The organism is Flavobacterium marginilacus, from assembly GCF_026870155.1.
In the GTDB taxonomy this organism is placed as follows: domain Bacteria; phylum Bacteroidota; class Bacteroidia; order Flavobacteriales; family Flavobacteriaceae; genus Flavobacterium; species Flavobacterium marginilacus.
In genome coordinates, this window is record NZ_CP113975.1 from 1,198,595 (window position 1) to 1,214,443 (window position 15,849).

Consider the following 15,849-nt stretch of genomic DNA (forward strand, 5'->3'; position numbering starts at 1 on the left):
TTTTTTTAATTATTTATTATGGTCTAGAAGGATAGATTCCTTGGTAACATATAATATATTGCATAGCTACAAAAGGCGGTACTGTGGGTACTGGTGATGGACCAGACCCCCAAGGAGTGAGTTGTAAACCAGTGGGGTCAAAATTCAAATTATTGTTCACTGTTGAACTAATTCCTGCTAAATTTTGATTTGGTGTGGCATTAGTATACAAATTAGGGTCACTATTACCATTGGTATCAACTGTTTTTCCTAATGCATTATTGGTTGCAGAAGGTGTAGAATCAGCTCCTGGACTTGTACTAGCTTGTAGTACTGTATTTACCGAAATAGTACCAGTCAAATTGGATCCTTGACCTTTTACTATAGTGTGGGTATGAGGAGGCATATTTACTGATGTTATAGTAAATGATTGAGTACCGCCAACTTCACCTAATGTGTATGTTCCTCCAGGATGAACTCCTCCAATATTTGAACATTGTGTTGGAAATGCTCCACGCAAATCAGGTAATTTAAAAGTACTTATCCCATCACCCCCATAGGTAGTTCCTAAGATACTAAATAATGCTGTATTTTGACTAATTGACAATAATTGTCCCTCACAAGTATAGTAGCCCCTAGGAGCAAAATTACCTGCAAAAAGTTTGATGGTTCCCATTAATTCGTCGTCCATGATCTTTTTTTTTATTAGTTAATAGATTGTTTTTAAGTTATTCAAAAATAATTTAAGGAATGAATAACAGATGAGAAAATGACATAGAAAGGAAAATACGTGTCATGAAATATAAATATAGAAGCAAATAAATGTTTTGAAAAAACTTTAAAAACAACGTTATCTTTGCAAAAAAAATAAAGTCAGCATGTCTCACCATCACTTTCTTCTTCACAAACCTTATGGTTATTTAAGTCAGTTTATTTATGAATTAAAGAGAAAGAAAAAACTCTTGGGCGAATTATACAATTTTCCAGCTGGAACTATGGCAATCGGAAGATTGGACGAAGATTCGGAAGGTTTACTTTTATTGACGACTGATGGGAAAATGAGTGAAATCATCCGAAGTAAAAGAGTTGATAAAGAATATTATGTTCAAGTTGATGGAATAATTACTCAGCAAGCTATTGATGAATTAAAAGAAGGTGTTGAGATTGGCTTTAATGGAGGAAAATACAAAACCAAAAAATGTGAAGCGAGGCTCATTACTGAAATTCCAGATTTTGGTCCTCGGGGTAAAAAAATTCGGGACGAGCGTCATGGACCAACTTCCTGGGCTTCCATCACTATAAACGAAGGCAAGTTTCGGCAAGTACGTAAAATGACTTCAGCAGTCGGTTTTCCTACTTTACGTCTGGTGCGTGTCCGCATTGGAAACATACATTTAAACAATTTAAAAGCTGGAGAAGCAGTTGAGGTTGACGATTTTAATTTAAATAACAATTTAAATAACAATGAAAAAAATCAAAAAATCTAATCGTAGCTAACCTCTGCAATTATAAATCGTTAATCAAAAATCTTAAATCATAATGCTAAACATCGTTCTCGTAGAACCCGAAATACCTAATAATACCGGAAATATTGGCCGTTTATGCGTAGGCACCGAAAGCCGGCTCCATTTAATCCATCCTTTTGGATTTATAATCAATGATAAAAATCTCAAGCGCTCCGGACTCGACTATTGGGTGCATTTGGATGTTACCGAATATCAAAATGTAGAAGAATGGATGCAGCAAATACCGAAAAAATCAAGGGTTTTCCTGATGAGTTCCCATGCTACAAAATCCATTTATGACGCAAAATTTCAAGATGGGGATTGGCTGGTTTTTGGAAAGGAAAGTGTTGGTTTAAGTCCTGAATTTATGGTATTGTTCGAAAATCATTTGACGATTCCAATGTCAAATTTGATCAGAAGTTTTAATATTGCTAATTCGGTTGCTTTTGTGGTTGGAGAAGCGAAGAGGCAGATTGGATTGAAATAAATTTTATGCAAATAGGAAAAATGTTTTCTCAAAAGAAAATCTATAAGGATGATATTTCGGTCCCAAAAGAGACTATAATTTATTATTCAAGGAACAAGGTCATTTTTTCATTAGTCAATATTTTAGGAATTTGCGCATTAGTAATTTATTTGTTGCCAAAAGAATATTTTGGATTATTATTTTTAGGTTTAGGGTATGGTTTATATTTGTTATATATTCAAATTAATAAATTGAGAGACAAAGCTCCTCAAATCGTAATTAACGATAAAGGAATTAAGTTAAAAAATAAAAATTTAGTCCCTTGGAATAAGATTTATGGTGATAGAATTTTCTGTCAAACATTTGGTAAAAGCCCTACAAATTATCTTGTTTTTAATAAAGAAGAAATAGAAATAGACGATTTGACAATAAAATCTAATGAACTAGAAAAACTTCTTCATGTTTATAGAGTTCGATACGATAATGATAATTCTTAGCTAAAAGAGACTTCACTTTGTTGCAGGTAATTAGTTGTTTAATAGAAGTGTAGTTAGTTTATTTTTTAAAGAGAAATTTCATATATTTGAGATAGACATTCTTCTGTTTTAAATCTCTTTTATGATAGATAACGTTTCCCTTCGAAGTACTATTTTTAGACATCTTGATGGTTTGGTGACTGCTCCTGTGGCGTTTTCTTTGCATAAAAAAGGTGTCTTGGCCTATATCTTGGAAAGAAAAGAAATATGCCTCTCCGAACTTTCTTCCAAATTCAAAACCAACGAAGGTTATCTCAATGTGGCACTGCGAACATTGGCTTCGCAAGGTTTTCTCGATTATTATGTTAATACAAAGACTGATCTGATTGCTTTTCGAATTAATGAAAAAAGTGCAATTGCTTTTTCGTTGTTTCCATTGTATAAAGATGTTGTAGATTTATTGCAGTCTTCGGCCGATTTACGTCCTAAATTATTTGAAGGAGAAATTTTCAGCCGAATGAAATTGATATTTGAAAAATGTCAAAATAATTACGGAATTTCATTTTCTGATGATAATTTAACCAACGAAATTCAGCATCAGATTCTCACTCATATTGAAGGTTTTCTTGTCGGGCAAATAACGGTTCATTTGGGAATGAGCGGAATGTTTCATAAATATTTTATGGAAATATCCTTTAGCCCGGAAGAGTTTCATAAATCTCCCGAAAACTTCAAAATTGTACTTAATTTTTTGACACATTTGGGATGGTTCACTCGAAAAAACGGAAATTATCAGTTTACCGAAACTGGATTGTTTTTTGCCAAAAGAGCCTCTGCTTATGGCGTTACTGTTTCTTATTTACCTACTTTTCGGAAAATGGATGAATTGATTTTTGGTAATCCCGCTTTCTTAAGAAACGTAGGGGAAGGCGAAGATGAGATTCACGTTGACCGCGAAATGAACGTATGGGGGAGCGGTGGTGCGCACGATACTTATTTTAAAGTTGTTGATGAAATTCTTATCAAATTATTCAATTTACCAATTGAGCAACAACCCAAAGGAATTTTGGATATGGGCTGTGGCAACGGTGCTTTTTTGGAGCATGTTTTTGATGTGATTGACCGTCAGACTTTGAGAGGAAAAATGCTTGATAAACACCCTCTGTTTCTAGTCGGAGCCGATTATAATCAGACGGCACTCAAAGTAACACGAGCCAATTTAATCAAAGCCGATATTTGGGCCAAAGTGATTTGGGGAGATATAGGCCGTCCGGATTTACTAGCTGGCGATTTAAAGGAAAATTACAATATCGATCTGAAAGATTTGTTGAATGTGAGGACTTTTCTCGACCACAACCGGATTTGGGAAATGCCGAAACAAATCAATAAAGAAAGAATAAGCGGTTCGACTGGAGCATTTGCAGATAGAGGCGTTCGGATAAGTAATAATTTGGTGGAAGATAATTTATTGGAACACTTCCAAAAATGGTCGCCTTATGTCCATAAATTTGGATTGCTGATGATTGAACTGCATACGATAGCGCCCCATTTAACAGCTACGAATTTAGGTAAAACTGCAGTAACCGCTTACGATGCTACGCATGGTTTTTCGGATCAATATATAGTCGAAATTGATGTACTGCATAAAATTGCGGGCGAAGCAGGATTATTTTCGGATCTCAATTATTTTAAAAAATTCCCCGATTCGGAAATAGCGACGGTGAGTATTAATTTGCTGAAAGGAGTTTAGTTTATGTTTTTAGTTTTTATCAACTATAAACAAAAAACCAATTAAGTGATAACAAATTTACCCTTTTCGTTGTCAAAAATGATATGTTCGTCTTTGAATAAAGTATTGAAACTTCCCTTTGTAATTAAATTGCAAGGTTCGTCCTGAACAACAGTTTCTGGCGTCATGATAATCATCTCATCACTCAATTGTATAGCCATATCAATGTCGTGCGTCGAAAACAAAATGCATTTTCCTGTTTCGTGGGTTAGTTTTTTTAAGAGTTTCAGCAACGAAACTTTGTGGAGTAAATCTAAATGAGTAGTGGGTTCGTCCAGAATAATTAAAGGAGTGTCTTGTGCCAATGCTCTTGCAATCAAAACCTTCTGTAATTGCCCATCACTTATTTCAAAATGTCTTTTTTGTGACAAATGTTCGATTTGCGTTAGTCTAATAGCTTCCTGAACAATTTGAATATCCGCATTTGATAAAGTGCCAATCCAGTTGGTGTAAGGCTGGCGTCCCAAAGCGACCAATTCAAACACAGTTAAATTACTTGGAGGTAATTTTTCGGTCAAAACTACACTTAAATTTTGGGCCAATGCTAAAGGTTCAAAGTCGTTTATTTTTTTGTCATTTAATAAAACAGTTCCGTGCAAAGGTTTCTGAATTCCTGTTATAGTACGCAACAAAGTAGATTTTCCAATACCGTTTGCACCAATCAAAGCAATCAGTTTCCCTGCCTGTAAGTTCAGGTTGAGGTTTTCGGCTATGGTTGTAGTTTCCTTCTTGGAGGAATAACCAATGCTTAGGTTTTGAGTGATGAGGATATTGGTCGGCATATTTTAAGTTATATACTTTTTGAAAATGTTTTTAAACACATAGGAGACACATAGAATTAATTTAAAATTGAGGATTGTTTAGAAAATCATAATTTTTTCACATAGAAGATTGCATTAAAATTTCTGTAGCCATGGTGTTTTATATAGATTATTATTGTTTAGGAAGAAGTTTAAAAAAATCATTCACAAAAGTTTTTTGTCCTTCTTTGAAAATGTTATGACAATTGAAATTTATGATTATTCCTTTAGGAGCTTCTAAAAGTTGCATATAGGTTAGAATCTGAGCCTCAAATATTGAATTCATTTCCAATACAGATTTTAATTCTAAGACTATACAGTTTTCAATAAATAAATCACATCTGAAATTCGTTGTTAATTTTTTTGTTTTATAAATAATTGGAATATTCATCTCTGTGTGAAAATTTATTTTTCTTTGGGATAATTCTTCTATCATACATTGATGATATACACTTTCGAGTAATCCTTTGCCAATAGATTTATGGACTTCGATAGCTGAACCAATAATTTCGTATGTTAATTCATCTAAAAATTTTTGAGTAATCATTTATTATAGTTTATTAATGCAACTTTTTGAGAAATTATTATTAATTACATAGTTATAATTTTTTTTGATGATTTAAAAGAGTTTAAGAAATGTTTTCTTTTTTACACAATTAATGTATGTGAAAAATAATATTATTTCTATTTATTTCTTAGAGATTAACTATAAAATCTATGTTTCTATGTGTTTAAATTATTTTATGCTTTACCTAAAATTCCTTTTTCGAACCAACAACCAAATAACAACTGGTGCACCCAAAATCGAAGTAATGGCATTAATTGGTAACGTAATTTCCATTCCCGGCATTTGTGAAACCACATCGCAAATCAGCATAATTCCGGCTCCAAAAAGCAAAGTACTCCAAAATAAAACAGTATGGTTACTAGTCTGAAACACTAACTTGGCAATATGGGGAACAGCCAATCCAACAAACGCAATCGGTCCCGCATAAGCCGTTATACTTCCCGCCAAAATTCCCGTTGCAATTATGATCACAAGTCGGGCTTTGTTGAAATTCAATCCCATACTTTTAGCGTAATTTTCGCCCAATAGTAATGCATTCAAGGGTTTAATACTAAGTAAACTGAGAAATAAACCAAATAATACACAAATTGTTAAAATGAGAATGGATGTCCATGATAAATTACCGAGATTCCCCAAGGACCAAAAAGTAAATTTCTGCAATTGTTCGGCCGAACTAAAATAAGTAAGAACCCCAACAACCGAACTGGTAAAACTACCAAACATCAGTCCCACTATCAAAATAGCCATGGTGTCCCGCAAACGTTGCGAAACCAATAAAACCAATAATAATACAGAAGTGCTTCCAAGAGTTGAAGCCAAAACGATTCCGTATGGCGATAATATAATGCCACTCAAAAAAGAAGGCAACACACCTGCGCCTAATATCACAAAAGCAACACCTAAACTCGCACCCGAACTAAGTCCCAAAACATAAGGTCCTGCAAGCGGATTTCGAAACAAAGTCTGCATCAACAATCCACTTATAGATAATCCCATTCCGACCAAAACTGCCGTAATAGCTTTGGGCAAACGATAATTGATGATGATGTATTCCCAAGTCGATTTACTCGCTTGACCGCCTGTCAAACTAGTATAAACCTCTTTGAAAGGTATCGTAATCGATCCCAAACTGATATTCACAAAAAACAGTATGATCAGCCCCAAAAAGAGCAATGAGAATAAGATTGTATTTCGTTTTTGATTGATCAATTATAATGATTTATAGATATTCGGTTTAGTCTCCCTCTCCTCTGGAGAGGGTCGGGGTGAGGTTTTTAATTCAGTTTTGTCGCAAAAGTAAAGACATAATCCGAAAGCAATTCAGGATGAAAAATTTTAATATAATCTTTCAAAACCAAATCAGGCCTTGCAGGCGATAATTCGTAAAAAACCGTACCGCCGGTAGCTCCCAATTTTCCTTCAAAAGTATAAATAGTTTTATTTGCGAAAGCATCAAACTGACCGTAATGCGGGTTTGCTTTTCCTAGTTCAGACAACGATTTGAACGAACCTGTAGCAATCCAAAAGTTGGCTGTTTTGGCTTTGTCTAATATGTTTTCAAACGACAATCCTAGACTTCCGGTACCTTCGAGGTTTTTCCAAAGATAATCTGCTTTAGCATCTTTCATAAATTGGGCAACCCAACTGCTTCCTCTCGCGACAAACCATTGGTCTTGGTACATCGAACCATATAAAACAGTCGAAGTTGGCTTTTTATTTGCAACCAATGACAACGCATTATTATATTCTTTTACAATGTTTTCAAATAAAGAATCCGCCTCTTTTTCTTTTCCAAATAAAGCTCCGTAAAGTTTCAGCCATTCTGCTTTTCCAAGAGGGGATTGCTCCATCCAATCGGCTTGAATGAGTACTTTTAAACCGCTTTTTTGTAAATTTTCAATACTTGGATTGTTGTTGTCAATGCCAAAAGTGACAATAAGTTCCGGTGACAATTCAATCAGCTGTTCGATATTGAGTTTTTCGTTTTGTCCCACATTTTTAACGGAACCGGCATCAATTAAGGCTCTTGTTTTTTCGGATGATACATAGTCCGTGTGAGGAAATCCAACCAATGATTTTTCGACACCCAACATTTCTAAAAACGGAATATTTGTGGTCGAAGTCACTACAATAGATTTCAGCGGGACGGAAATTTCAGGGTATTTTTTTAGGCTGTCCGGAACAATTCCGTCTTTTTCTTTTAGAATATAAGTGAAATCTGTAACCGCTTCCGGCCAAGGATTCGAGACAGTTACCACAGTATAGCCGTTGTGTTTGTGAATGGCTAAACTTTTGGCGTATTGAATACTGTTTGGAGTGTTGGCATCATTTTGAACTTCGCTTTTTTCATTTTTTTTGCATCCTATAAATGAAAAAAGAACACTGATTAAAAGAACTTTGTAGATTGAAAATCGCATAGACTATTTTTTTCGATGAAGGCAAAGGTATAGTAAATTATAAATTTCTTGTTTAATTTTTGCACTAAAAAATTAAGACAAACGCTATCTTTACAAAATGAATGTTATAAAAGAGAAGCATTGTTCGGCCTGTCAAAAGCCCTTTAATTGTGGAGATACTCCTCAAGGTGAAACGTGTTGGTGCAATGATTTTCCGCCTATTTTCAATCCTTTTGATATTGATGATTGTCTTTGTCCGACTTGTTTCAAAAAAGCCTGTTCTGATAAGATAGACGAGTTCGTAGCCACCATAACCCCTGAAACTGCCATTGGAAACAAAGCTTCAAAATTGCCCGAAACCGTAAATATAATTGAGGGAATTGATTATTATTTTGAAGACGGGAACTATGTTTTTAAACCTTGGTTTCATCTCAAACGAGGATATTGCTGTAAAAGTGATTGCACGCATTGCCCTTATTAATTGTAACCATTAACCACAAACGATTAACAATAAACACTAAATGATTTACTTAATAACGGGCGGAGAGCGTTCAGGAAAAAGCAGTTATGCCGAGAATTTAGCTAAAGGATTGTCCGAAAAACCAATGTATGTGGCAACCGCGAGAAAATGGGACGACGATTTCCAAAAACGTATTGACCGCCATCAAAAAGATCGTGACGGGCGTTGGGTGAATATGGAAAAGGAAAAACATTTGAGCGAAATTGATTTTTCCGGAAAAGTTGCCATTGTTGATTGTGTAACGCTTTGGCTGACTAATTTTTTTGTGGATACCAAAAATGATGTTGCCCTAAGTTTGGAACAAGCCAAAGCCGAATTGGACGCCATTGCAAAACAGGAAGGCGCAACCATCATCATAGTGACCAACGAAATAGGGATGGGAGTCCATGCCGAAACACATATTGGCAGGAAATTCACGGAACTTCAAGGTTGGATGAACCAATACATCGCCCAAAAAGCCGAAACTGTTGTGTTGATGGTTTCCGGAATTCCGGTAAAGATTAAAGGATAGATTTTATAAATTTGGGCGTTACCACAAGGGTCGGGCTGTTCGTTATATCTTTATTGCCGAACCCCGGCAATAAAGGATGTCACTACCATCCCTAACGCAAATACTGCATATAATGACATTAGATGAAATCATAAAATCCCGTAGAGACACACGCCATTTTACACAAGATGAAGTGCCGGAAGAAGTAATTCAAAGAGCACTTCAAGCGGGACATCATGCTCCATCAGTAGGTTTGACAGATGCTACAAGGTATTATCTGATAAAATCGGATGCAATTAAAAAGGAGGTGAAAAAACTGTTTTTGGATTACGATCACAAGGCATCAAAATTAACCGATGATGAGTTGCAAAAAAAGCAGTATCAGGCTTTAAAACTCGAAGCTATTGAAGAAGCACCACTCGGATTGGTAATTTGCTATGACCGTTCGGTTTTGAATCAGTTTACCATAGGAACTGTCGGAAGCAATGAAGCGATAAAGTTTAGCGCAGTCAGTGCGTCACAAAATATTTGGCTGTCATTGACAGAGCAAGGTTATTCGATGGGTTGGGTTTCGATTTTAAATTATTATCAGTTCAAACAGCTTTTGGGATTGCCTGAACATATTGAACCATTGGGCTATTTCTGTGTAGGTAAACCCGCCACCGATTATGGTAATCAACCAATGCTTCAACAATTGAATTGGAAACAAAAAGCCGAAAAGCCAATTGTTGAGGAGATTTTAGTTTCAACGTCTGAGTCATTTCGAGGAACGAAGCAATCTCACTTCAATTTAGAGCTAATTACTCCAGAAATAAGTGAAGCACTTCAGCAAAAAATTGATAATAAGACCAAACCATTAGGTTCGCTTGGCGTTTTAGAAATTCTTGCAAAACAAATAGGAACTGTTTTCCAAACATTGGAACCCAAAATAACAAAACCTCACATAGCAGTCTTTGCCGGCGATCACGGAATTGCCAATCACGGTGTAAGCGCCTATCCGCAGGATGTTACCCGACAAATGGTGACTAATTTTCTCGAAGGCGGGGCAGGAATCAATGTGTTTTGCAGACAAAATAATATTGGCTTAACCATAGTGGATGCAGGAGTCAATTATGATTTTCCGACAAATGCCAATTTGATTTCGGCCAAAATAGGAAAGGGAACACAATCTTTTTTACATACTTCAGCAATGAGTGAAACCGAATTGAATTTGTGTTTTGCCAAAGGAAAGGAAGTAGTGAATTCGGTTTTTGAAACGGGTTGCAACTGCATCGGTTTTGGCGAAATGGGAATCGGGAATACGTCCACGGCTTCCGTTTTGATGAGTATTCTTTTGGAATTACCGATAGAAGATTGTGTTGGTCAAGGTACAGGCGTTGTTGATGAAAAACTGATTCAAAAACAAGATATCCTGAAAAAATCCATCGAAAATTATAAAGGTTCAAATAATCTGCAAAGCAAATTAGCGTATTTTGGAGGGTTTGAAATTTTGCAAATGGCAGGCGGAATGCTTCAGGCGAAACAAAATAACATGCTCGTTTTGGTGGATGGTTTTATTTCTTCAGTAGCATTTTTAATTGCATACAAAATGAACCCATCAGTGAAAGAAAACACGATATTCTGTCATTCATCGGCAGAGAAAGGACATCAAAAAATATTGGATTATCTGAATGTTCAGCCCTTGTTGCAATTGGACTTGCGATTGGGAGAGGGAACGGGTTGTGCCGTGGCGTTTCCGATTATACAGTCGGCAGTTAGTTTTTTGAATGAAATGGCGAGTTTTGAATCTGCCGGTGTCAGCCGTTCGTAAATTTGCGTAGAGACGTTGCAGTGCAACGTCTCCGCCAACATTTTTACACAACGTTTTGCCTAATATTATTATACCGAAATCTGATATACATTGCGTGGAGACGTTGCATTGCGTGGAGACGTTGCATTGCAACGTCTCTACCAACAAAAAAATAAAAAAAATGAAAAAACAATTACATATATTTTTCACGGCATTAATGTTTTACACCCGAATTCCGTGTCCCAAAAACATAGACCACGATCCTGAATATTTAAATAAAGCCTCTCGTTATTTTCCGTTGATTGGTTGGATTGTGAGCGGAATTTCTTTTACGGTTTATTATTTATCAGCGATTTTATTTCCCAATGAAATTGCTGTAATTCTTGCAATCATTGGCGGAATTTTGACAACCGGAGCTTTTCATGAAGATGGTTTTGCCGATGTTTGTGACGGTTTTGGCGGCGGTTGGACAAAAGAGAAAATCCTTTTGATAATGAAAGATAGCGCTATTGGGGCTTATGGGGCTATCGGTTTGGTTTTGTTGTTTTTATTGAAGTTTGAGGCAATTTCGAATGCAATTTCTAAATCAGAAATCGTTAATCTTCAATCTTCAATCTTCAATCTACTCCTTTTTGTTTCCGCCCATTCAGTTAGTCGTTTGTCTGCAATTTCAATAGTTTTTACTCATCAATATTCTAGAGAAGACGCTTCGAGCAAGAGCAAACCCATTGCCCAAAATTTCACTTGGAAAGAAGTGGCAGGTGCTTTGTTTTTTGGATTACTGCCACTTGTGGTTTTGTCGTTTTTTCAATGGCAAATATTGTTGGTTTTACTACCTGTTTTTATCGCTCGCTTTTTTCTTGCCCGCTATTTTCAAAAATGGATTGACGGTTATACCGGAGATTGTTTAGGAGCGACCCAACAAGTGTGTGAAGTGATTTTTTACCTGTCAATTATTGGAATATGGAAGTTTATTTAGTCCGTCACACCGAAACGGTTTGTGAGAAAAGAATTTGCTACGGTCAGAGTGATGTTGGGATTCGGGAGCCTTATGAAGCTATTTTTGAATCAATTTTGGAGCAATTGCCACAGGAAGCAGTTTTGTATTCCAGTCCGTTGCAACGCTGTGCTATTTTGGCGAAATATATTCAGCAAAATACTCAAATTGATTCCATTATTGAAGACTCAAGATTGATGGAAATGCATTTTGGCGATTGGGAATTAATGAGTTGGGATGCTATTCCCCGTGAAGTTTTGGATCCTTGGATGGAAGATTTTGTCACCGTAAATGTGCCTAACGGAGAATCGTTTGTGGAATTGGATTCAAGGGTTCGTGAATTTTTGGACAATGGCATTTCGAAAATGCACTCTAAACCAATTATCATCGTGGCGCATTCGGGAGTTATTCGAAGCATTTTGTGCAAAATAAACAATCTTCCCCTGCAGGAAGCTTTCAAAACACCATTGGATTATGGTGCTGTAATCAAAGTTGAAATGTAAAACTTGTGTTTTTAATTATTTGTTAAACAATTTGTTATGTTTTTATTGGAATTAAAATGTCTCATTAATTTTAGTTTTCGATATTTTTAACTTTATATTTGCACTCGAATTAAGGTTGTGTTTTTACTTTTTGTGAAAGCACATTAAAAGGGAAGCAAGTGATTGAAGATTGCTGATTAACGATTTTTGATTTCAGAATTTAATATCTGAAATCAAGTATCAAACATCAAAATTCAAAAATCTTGCGCTGTTCCCGCAACTGTAAGCTATCAAGCTTGTTGTTATCTACAAAGCCACTGTTTTAAATTGTAGATTTTAGAATTCAGATTTTAGATTCAATCTAAAATCTAAACTCAAAAATCTGAAATCTAAGATGGGAAGGCAAACAACAAGACGCAAGCCAGGAGACCTGCCTTTTTTCTTAACAAATATCGAACTTTCGGGAAAAAAGGTTCAGAGATTATGACATTAAGAAAACTACTTTTTAGCCTTTTTGCTTTATCGTGCCAATTCGTTTCGGCACAGAATGACTCTATAAACAACTTAAAGGAAGTTGTAGTTTCGGATGCAAATCTTAAAAAATACTCCAATTCACAGTCGGTTTTAAAACTCAATGATTCCATTATCAATAAAAATGAAGCTTTACTGACTGATTTATTAAATTTTAATTCTACACTTTACTTCAAGGAATACGGGCGCGGAATGCTCTCAACGGTTTCCTTTAGGGGAACAACTTCTTCACAGACTGCCGTAATTTGGAACGGAATCAATATTAATTCGCAAATGAACGGGAGTACTGATTTTAATACCATTTCGGGTTCTGATTATAATTCAGTAACCGTAAAAGCCGGGGGCGGAAGCATTCTTTATGGCAGTGGGGCAATTGGCGGAACAGTTCATTTGAACAATGATTTGGGGTTTTATAAACGATTTGACACTAATTTAAAACTGGATTATGGCAGTTTTAATACGATCGGAATTAATTATAAAACCAATATTGCTACTGAAAAATGGAGTACTCAAATTGGCTTCTCGAAAAACAGTTCGACAAATGATTATAAATATCTAAACAAATATACTTGGAAAGGCGAACAGCGCTGGAATCAAAATGGAGAATATGAAATAATAACTGTGAACGCTAATTTAGGGTATAAGCTTAATGATAAAAATATTCTTAAACTATATAGCCAAACGTCAAACACCGACAGAAATACTTCTTTGGTTACGGAAACGGAAATGAAAAGTAAATACGTTAATGGGTTTAACCGTAATTTATTAGAATATGACGGGAATTTTGGCAGATTTACCACAAATCTAAAAACCGCTTATATTTTTGAAAACTATCAATATTTTGCTGATAATTCTACTAATGACTATACTTACGGAAAAACGGAAAGTCTTATAACCAAAGCCGATTTTGGATATACATTATTTAAATCAACCCAAGTAAATGGAATTTTGGATTACAATAGAACCAATGGTTACGGAACTGGTTTTGGAAATCATATCCGCGAAATTAGTTCAGCGTCATTATTGGTAAAACAGGATTTTTTCGCTAATTGGAAAAATGAATTTGGCATTCGAAAAGAATTTACAAACAATTACGAATCGCCTATTTTGTTCTCTTTGGGATCTTCGTATCAATTTAGCAAACTGTACAATTTTAAATTGAATGTATCCCGAAATTTTAGGATACCAACCTTTAATGATTTGTATTGGGAGCCGGGCGGAAATCCTAATTTGAAGCCAGAGAGTTCCTATCAGGCTGAGATTGGGAATGTGTTCACTTTCAACAGTATTTCGCTTACCCAGACTTTCTATTACATCAAAATTAAAGATTTACTGCAATGGGTTCCCGGCAAAAATGGTATTTGGACTCCACAAAATCAAGACAAAGTTAATAGTTATGGTGCTGAAACTTTATTGAGCTGGAAGAAACAATTCGGGAAGAATAATTTCGGAGCCAATGCTTCATACGCCCATACAATATCGGAAGATGACCAAACAGGAAACCAGCTTTTCTTTGTTCCTTTTGATAAAGTAACCGCTTCGGTTTCGTATTCAAGAAGTAAAATAACCGCATATTATCAGTTTTTGTACAATGGTTTTGTTTATACCAGAGCTGATAATGATCCAGACGAAATTATAAACGATTATATGATTTCCAATCTGGGCATTGATTATGATTTCAAGCTCTTGAATTCTTTTAAACTGGGCTTTCAGGTTTTAAATATTTTCAATGAAAATTATGAAAGTCTGGAAAGCAGACCTATGCCAGGTCGAAATTTCAATATGTATTTAACCTTAAAATTTTAATATTATGAAGATTAGTAAATTACTTTTAATAGCGTTTGGTATTTCGTTATTTGTTTCTTGTTCAAATGACGATGATAACAGCAACGATCCAAAAGGAGTTTATGATAATGGATTTTTTATCCTAAATGAAGGAAGTGCTGGTCAGGGAACAGTATCATTTTCCAGCGATGATTTCAGTGTTTTTACAAAAGATACATATACAGCAGCAAATGGAAGTGACCTGCTTGGAAAATATGCTCAAAATATATTTTTTAACGGAGATAATGCTTATATCATAGCCGGCGGTTCCAATGTTATAAATGTTGTTAATAGATATACATTCAAGTTAATAGCAAAAATTGATACTGGACTTAAAAATCCAAGATATGGTGTGGTAAAAGATGGTAAAGCGTATGTAACTAATGCCAACACTTATGCAGACTGGGGAGCTTCGGCGGATGCTCCTGGCAACACCGATGATTATGTTGCTGTTATTGACTTGGCAACTAATAAATATGAGTCTAAAATCAATGTAAACGCAACAGCCAACAGAATCATAGAAAAGGATGGTAAATTGTATATCACAGAGCCTTATAACAGCGATAAATTATCGATTGTAAATATTGCAGCAAAAACGGTTGAAACTGCAGTAACAATCGGATTAAGTGCTGATACAATGGAGGAGAAAGACGGGGTTCTATATATTTTGAGAGGTCCTTACGGAAGCAGAAGCGAAATTGTAAAAGTGAAATTATCTGATAAAACAACTTCTAAAATTACATTTCCTGAAGCTTTAGACGGAGCAGGATTTTTGGATATATATAATGATAAAATTTATTATACAGTGTATAATTCAGTTTATGGAATAAGCACTACTGCGACAGCGGCTTCAACTACACCGATTGTAACTGTTTCTGCGATTGCTAATTTATATGGTTTTGCTGTTAATAATGATCGTATTTACTTGGCAGACAGCGGTGATTACAAAGCAGACAGTAAAGCTTATATTTATAATTTAACTGGAACTTTACAAAAAGAATTAACTGTCGGAGTAGGACCAAACGGGTTTTATTTTAATAATTAATACATTTTTTGTAATAAAACATAATACGATTGTGGTTTAATAGTTGTGGTATTCTATTAGATTAATCAACGTATTTGTAATTTTGTTTTTGAATAAAAAAAAGGCTTTCAGTGATGAAAGCCTTTTTTGATTGAGTTGTTTGTTTTAATCTGAATAGAATGATAATGTTGTTTATTCATCATTTCTATTAAT

16 protein-coding genes and 1 riboswitch are annotated in these 15,849 nt (G+C 35.1%); of the genes, 11 read left to right on the forward strand and 5 right to left on the reverse strand.

Going from position 1 to position 15,849, the window contains the following annotated elements:
• Positions 1-16 precede the first annotated feature (16 nt).
• Positions 17-670: a phage tail protein gene (locus OZP07_RS05215; RefSeq protein WP_194643200.1), complete on the reverse strand. Its 654-nt coding sequence runs from the start codon at positions 668-670 to the stop codon at positions 17-19.
• 187 nt (positions 671-857) lie between these two features.
• On the opposite strand from OZP07_RS05215, the gene OZP07_RS05220 reads away from it, so the two are divergent.
• The 4 genes from OZP07_RS05220 (at position 858) to OZP07_RS05235 (ending at position 4,176) form a co-directional block, all read left to right on the forward strand.
• Entirely contained in the window at positions 858-1,466 is a 609-nt protein-coding gene (locus tag OZP07_RS05220; RefSeq protein ID WP_281637542.1) for a pseudouridine synthase, read from the forward strand.
• A gap of 52 nt (positions 1,467-1,518) precedes the next feature.
• Entirely contained in the window at positions 1,519-1,971 is a 453-nt protein-coding gene (locus OZP07_RS05225; protein ID WP_281637543.1) for a tRNA (cytidine(34)-2'-O)-methyltransferase, read from the forward strand.
• A 5-nt stretch (positions 1,972-1,976) separates the two neighbouring features.
• Positions 1,977-2,447 carry a hypothetical protein gene (locus OZP07_RS05230; RefSeq protein ID WP_281637544.1) on the forward strand — a complete coding sequence of 157 codons (471 nt, stop codon included), beginning with the start codon at positions 1,977-1,979 and terminating at the stop codon, positions 2,445-2,447.
• Positions 2,448-2,568: 121 nt separating this feature from the next.
• A complete protein-coding gene (locus OZP07_RS05235) occupies positions 2,569-4,176 on the forward strand; it encodes a class I SAM-dependent methyltransferase (protein WP_281637545.1) in 1,608 nt (535 codons plus the stop codon).
• Positions 4,177-4,217: 41 nt separating this feature from the next.
• On the opposite strand, the gene OZP07_RS05240 is transcribed toward OZP07_RS05235, so the two are convergent.
• The 4 genes from OZP07_RS05240 to OZP07_RS05255 form a co-directional block, all read right to left on the reverse strand.
• On the reverse strand, positions 4,218-4,997 hold the full coding sequence (locus tag OZP07_RS05240; protein WP_281637546.1) for an ABC transporter ATP-binding protein: 780 nt from the start codon (positions 4,995-4,997) through the stop codon (positions 4,218-4,220).
• Between the two features lie 151 nt (positions 4,998-5,148).
• Entirely contained in the window at positions 5,149-5,562 is a 414-nt protein-coding gene (locus OZP07_RS05245) for a GxxExxY protein (RefSeq protein ID WP_281637547.1), read from the reverse strand.
• Positions 5,563-5,763: 201 nt separating this feature from the next.
• Positions 5,764-6,792: an iron ABC transporter permease gene (locus OZP07_RS05250; protein WP_281637548.1), complete on the reverse strand. Its 1,029-nt coding sequence runs from the start codon at positions 6,790-6,792 to the stop codon at positions 5,764-5,766.
• 65 nt (positions 6,793-6,857) lie between these two features.
• A complete protein-coding gene (locus OZP07_RS05255; RefSeq protein WP_281637549.1) occupies positions 6,858-8,000 on the reverse strand; it encodes an ABC transporter substrate-binding protein in 1,143 nt (380 codons plus the stop codon).
• A gap of 97 nt (positions 8,001-8,097) precedes the next feature.
• On the opposite strand from OZP07_RS05255, the gene OZP07_RS05260 reads away from it, so the two are divergent.
• The 7 genes from OZP07_RS05260 to OZP07_RS05290 all read left to right on the forward strand — a co-directional run bounded on the left by OZP07_RS05260 (position 8,098) and on the right by OZP07_RS05290 (position 15,657).
• Positions 8,098-8,460 (forward strand): DUF5522 domain-containing protein, encoded by a 363-nt coding sequence (locus OZP07_RS05260; protein WP_194643185.1) that lies wholly within the window; start codon positions 8,098-8,100, stop codon positions 8,458-8,460.
• Between the two features lie 40 nt (positions 8,461-8,500).
• Entirely contained in the window at positions 8,501-9,010 is a 510-nt protein-coding gene (gene cobU, locus OZP07_RS05265; protein WP_281637550.1) for a bifunctional adenosylcobinamide kinase/adenosylcobinamide-phosphate guanylyltransferase, read from the forward strand.
• 112 nt (positions 9,011-9,122) lie between these two features.
• On the forward strand, positions 9,123-10,799 hold the full coding sequence (gene cobT / locus OZP07_RS05270) for a nicotinate-nucleotide--dimethylbenzimidazole phosphoribosyltransferase (RefSeq protein ID WP_281637551.1): 1,677 nt from the start codon (positions 9,123-9,125) through the stop codon (positions 10,797-10,799).
• A 160-nt stretch (positions 10,800-10,959) separates the two neighbouring features.
• A complete protein-coding gene (locus tag OZP07_RS05275) occupies positions 10,960-11,757 on the forward strand; it encodes an adenosylcobinamide-GDP ribazoletransferase (RefSeq protein WP_281637552.1) in 798 nt (265 codons plus the stop codon).
• The gene (gene cobC / locus OZP07_RS05280; RefSeq protein WP_281637553.1) at positions 11,742-12,278 is read left to right on the forward strand and encodes an alpha-ribazole phosphatase; all 537 of its coding nucleotides are present in this window, start codon (positions 11,742-11,744) and stop codon (positions 12,276-12,278) included. Before OZP07_RS05275 ends, cobC begins: the two co-directional genes overlap by 16 nt.
• A 95-nt stretch (positions 12,279-12,373) precedes the next feature.
• Positions 12,374-12,709: riboswitch (cobalamin riboswitch) on the forward strand.
• 31 nt (positions 12,710-12,740) lie between these two features.
• Positions 12,741-14,594, forward strand: a complete 1,854-nt coding sequence (locus OZP07_RS05285; protein WP_281637554.1) for a TonB-dependent receptor plug domain-containing protein — start codon at positions 12,741-12,743, stop codon at positions 14,592-14,594.
• A 4-nt stretch (positions 14,595-14,598) separates the two neighbouring features.
• The gene (locus OZP07_RS05290; RefSeq protein ID WP_281637555.1) at positions 14,599-15,657 is read left to right on the forward strand and encodes a YncE family protein; all 1,059 of its coding nucleotides are present in this window, start codon (positions 14,599-14,601) and stop codon (positions 15,655-15,657) included.
• Positions 15,658-15,849 lie beyond the last annotated feature (192 nt).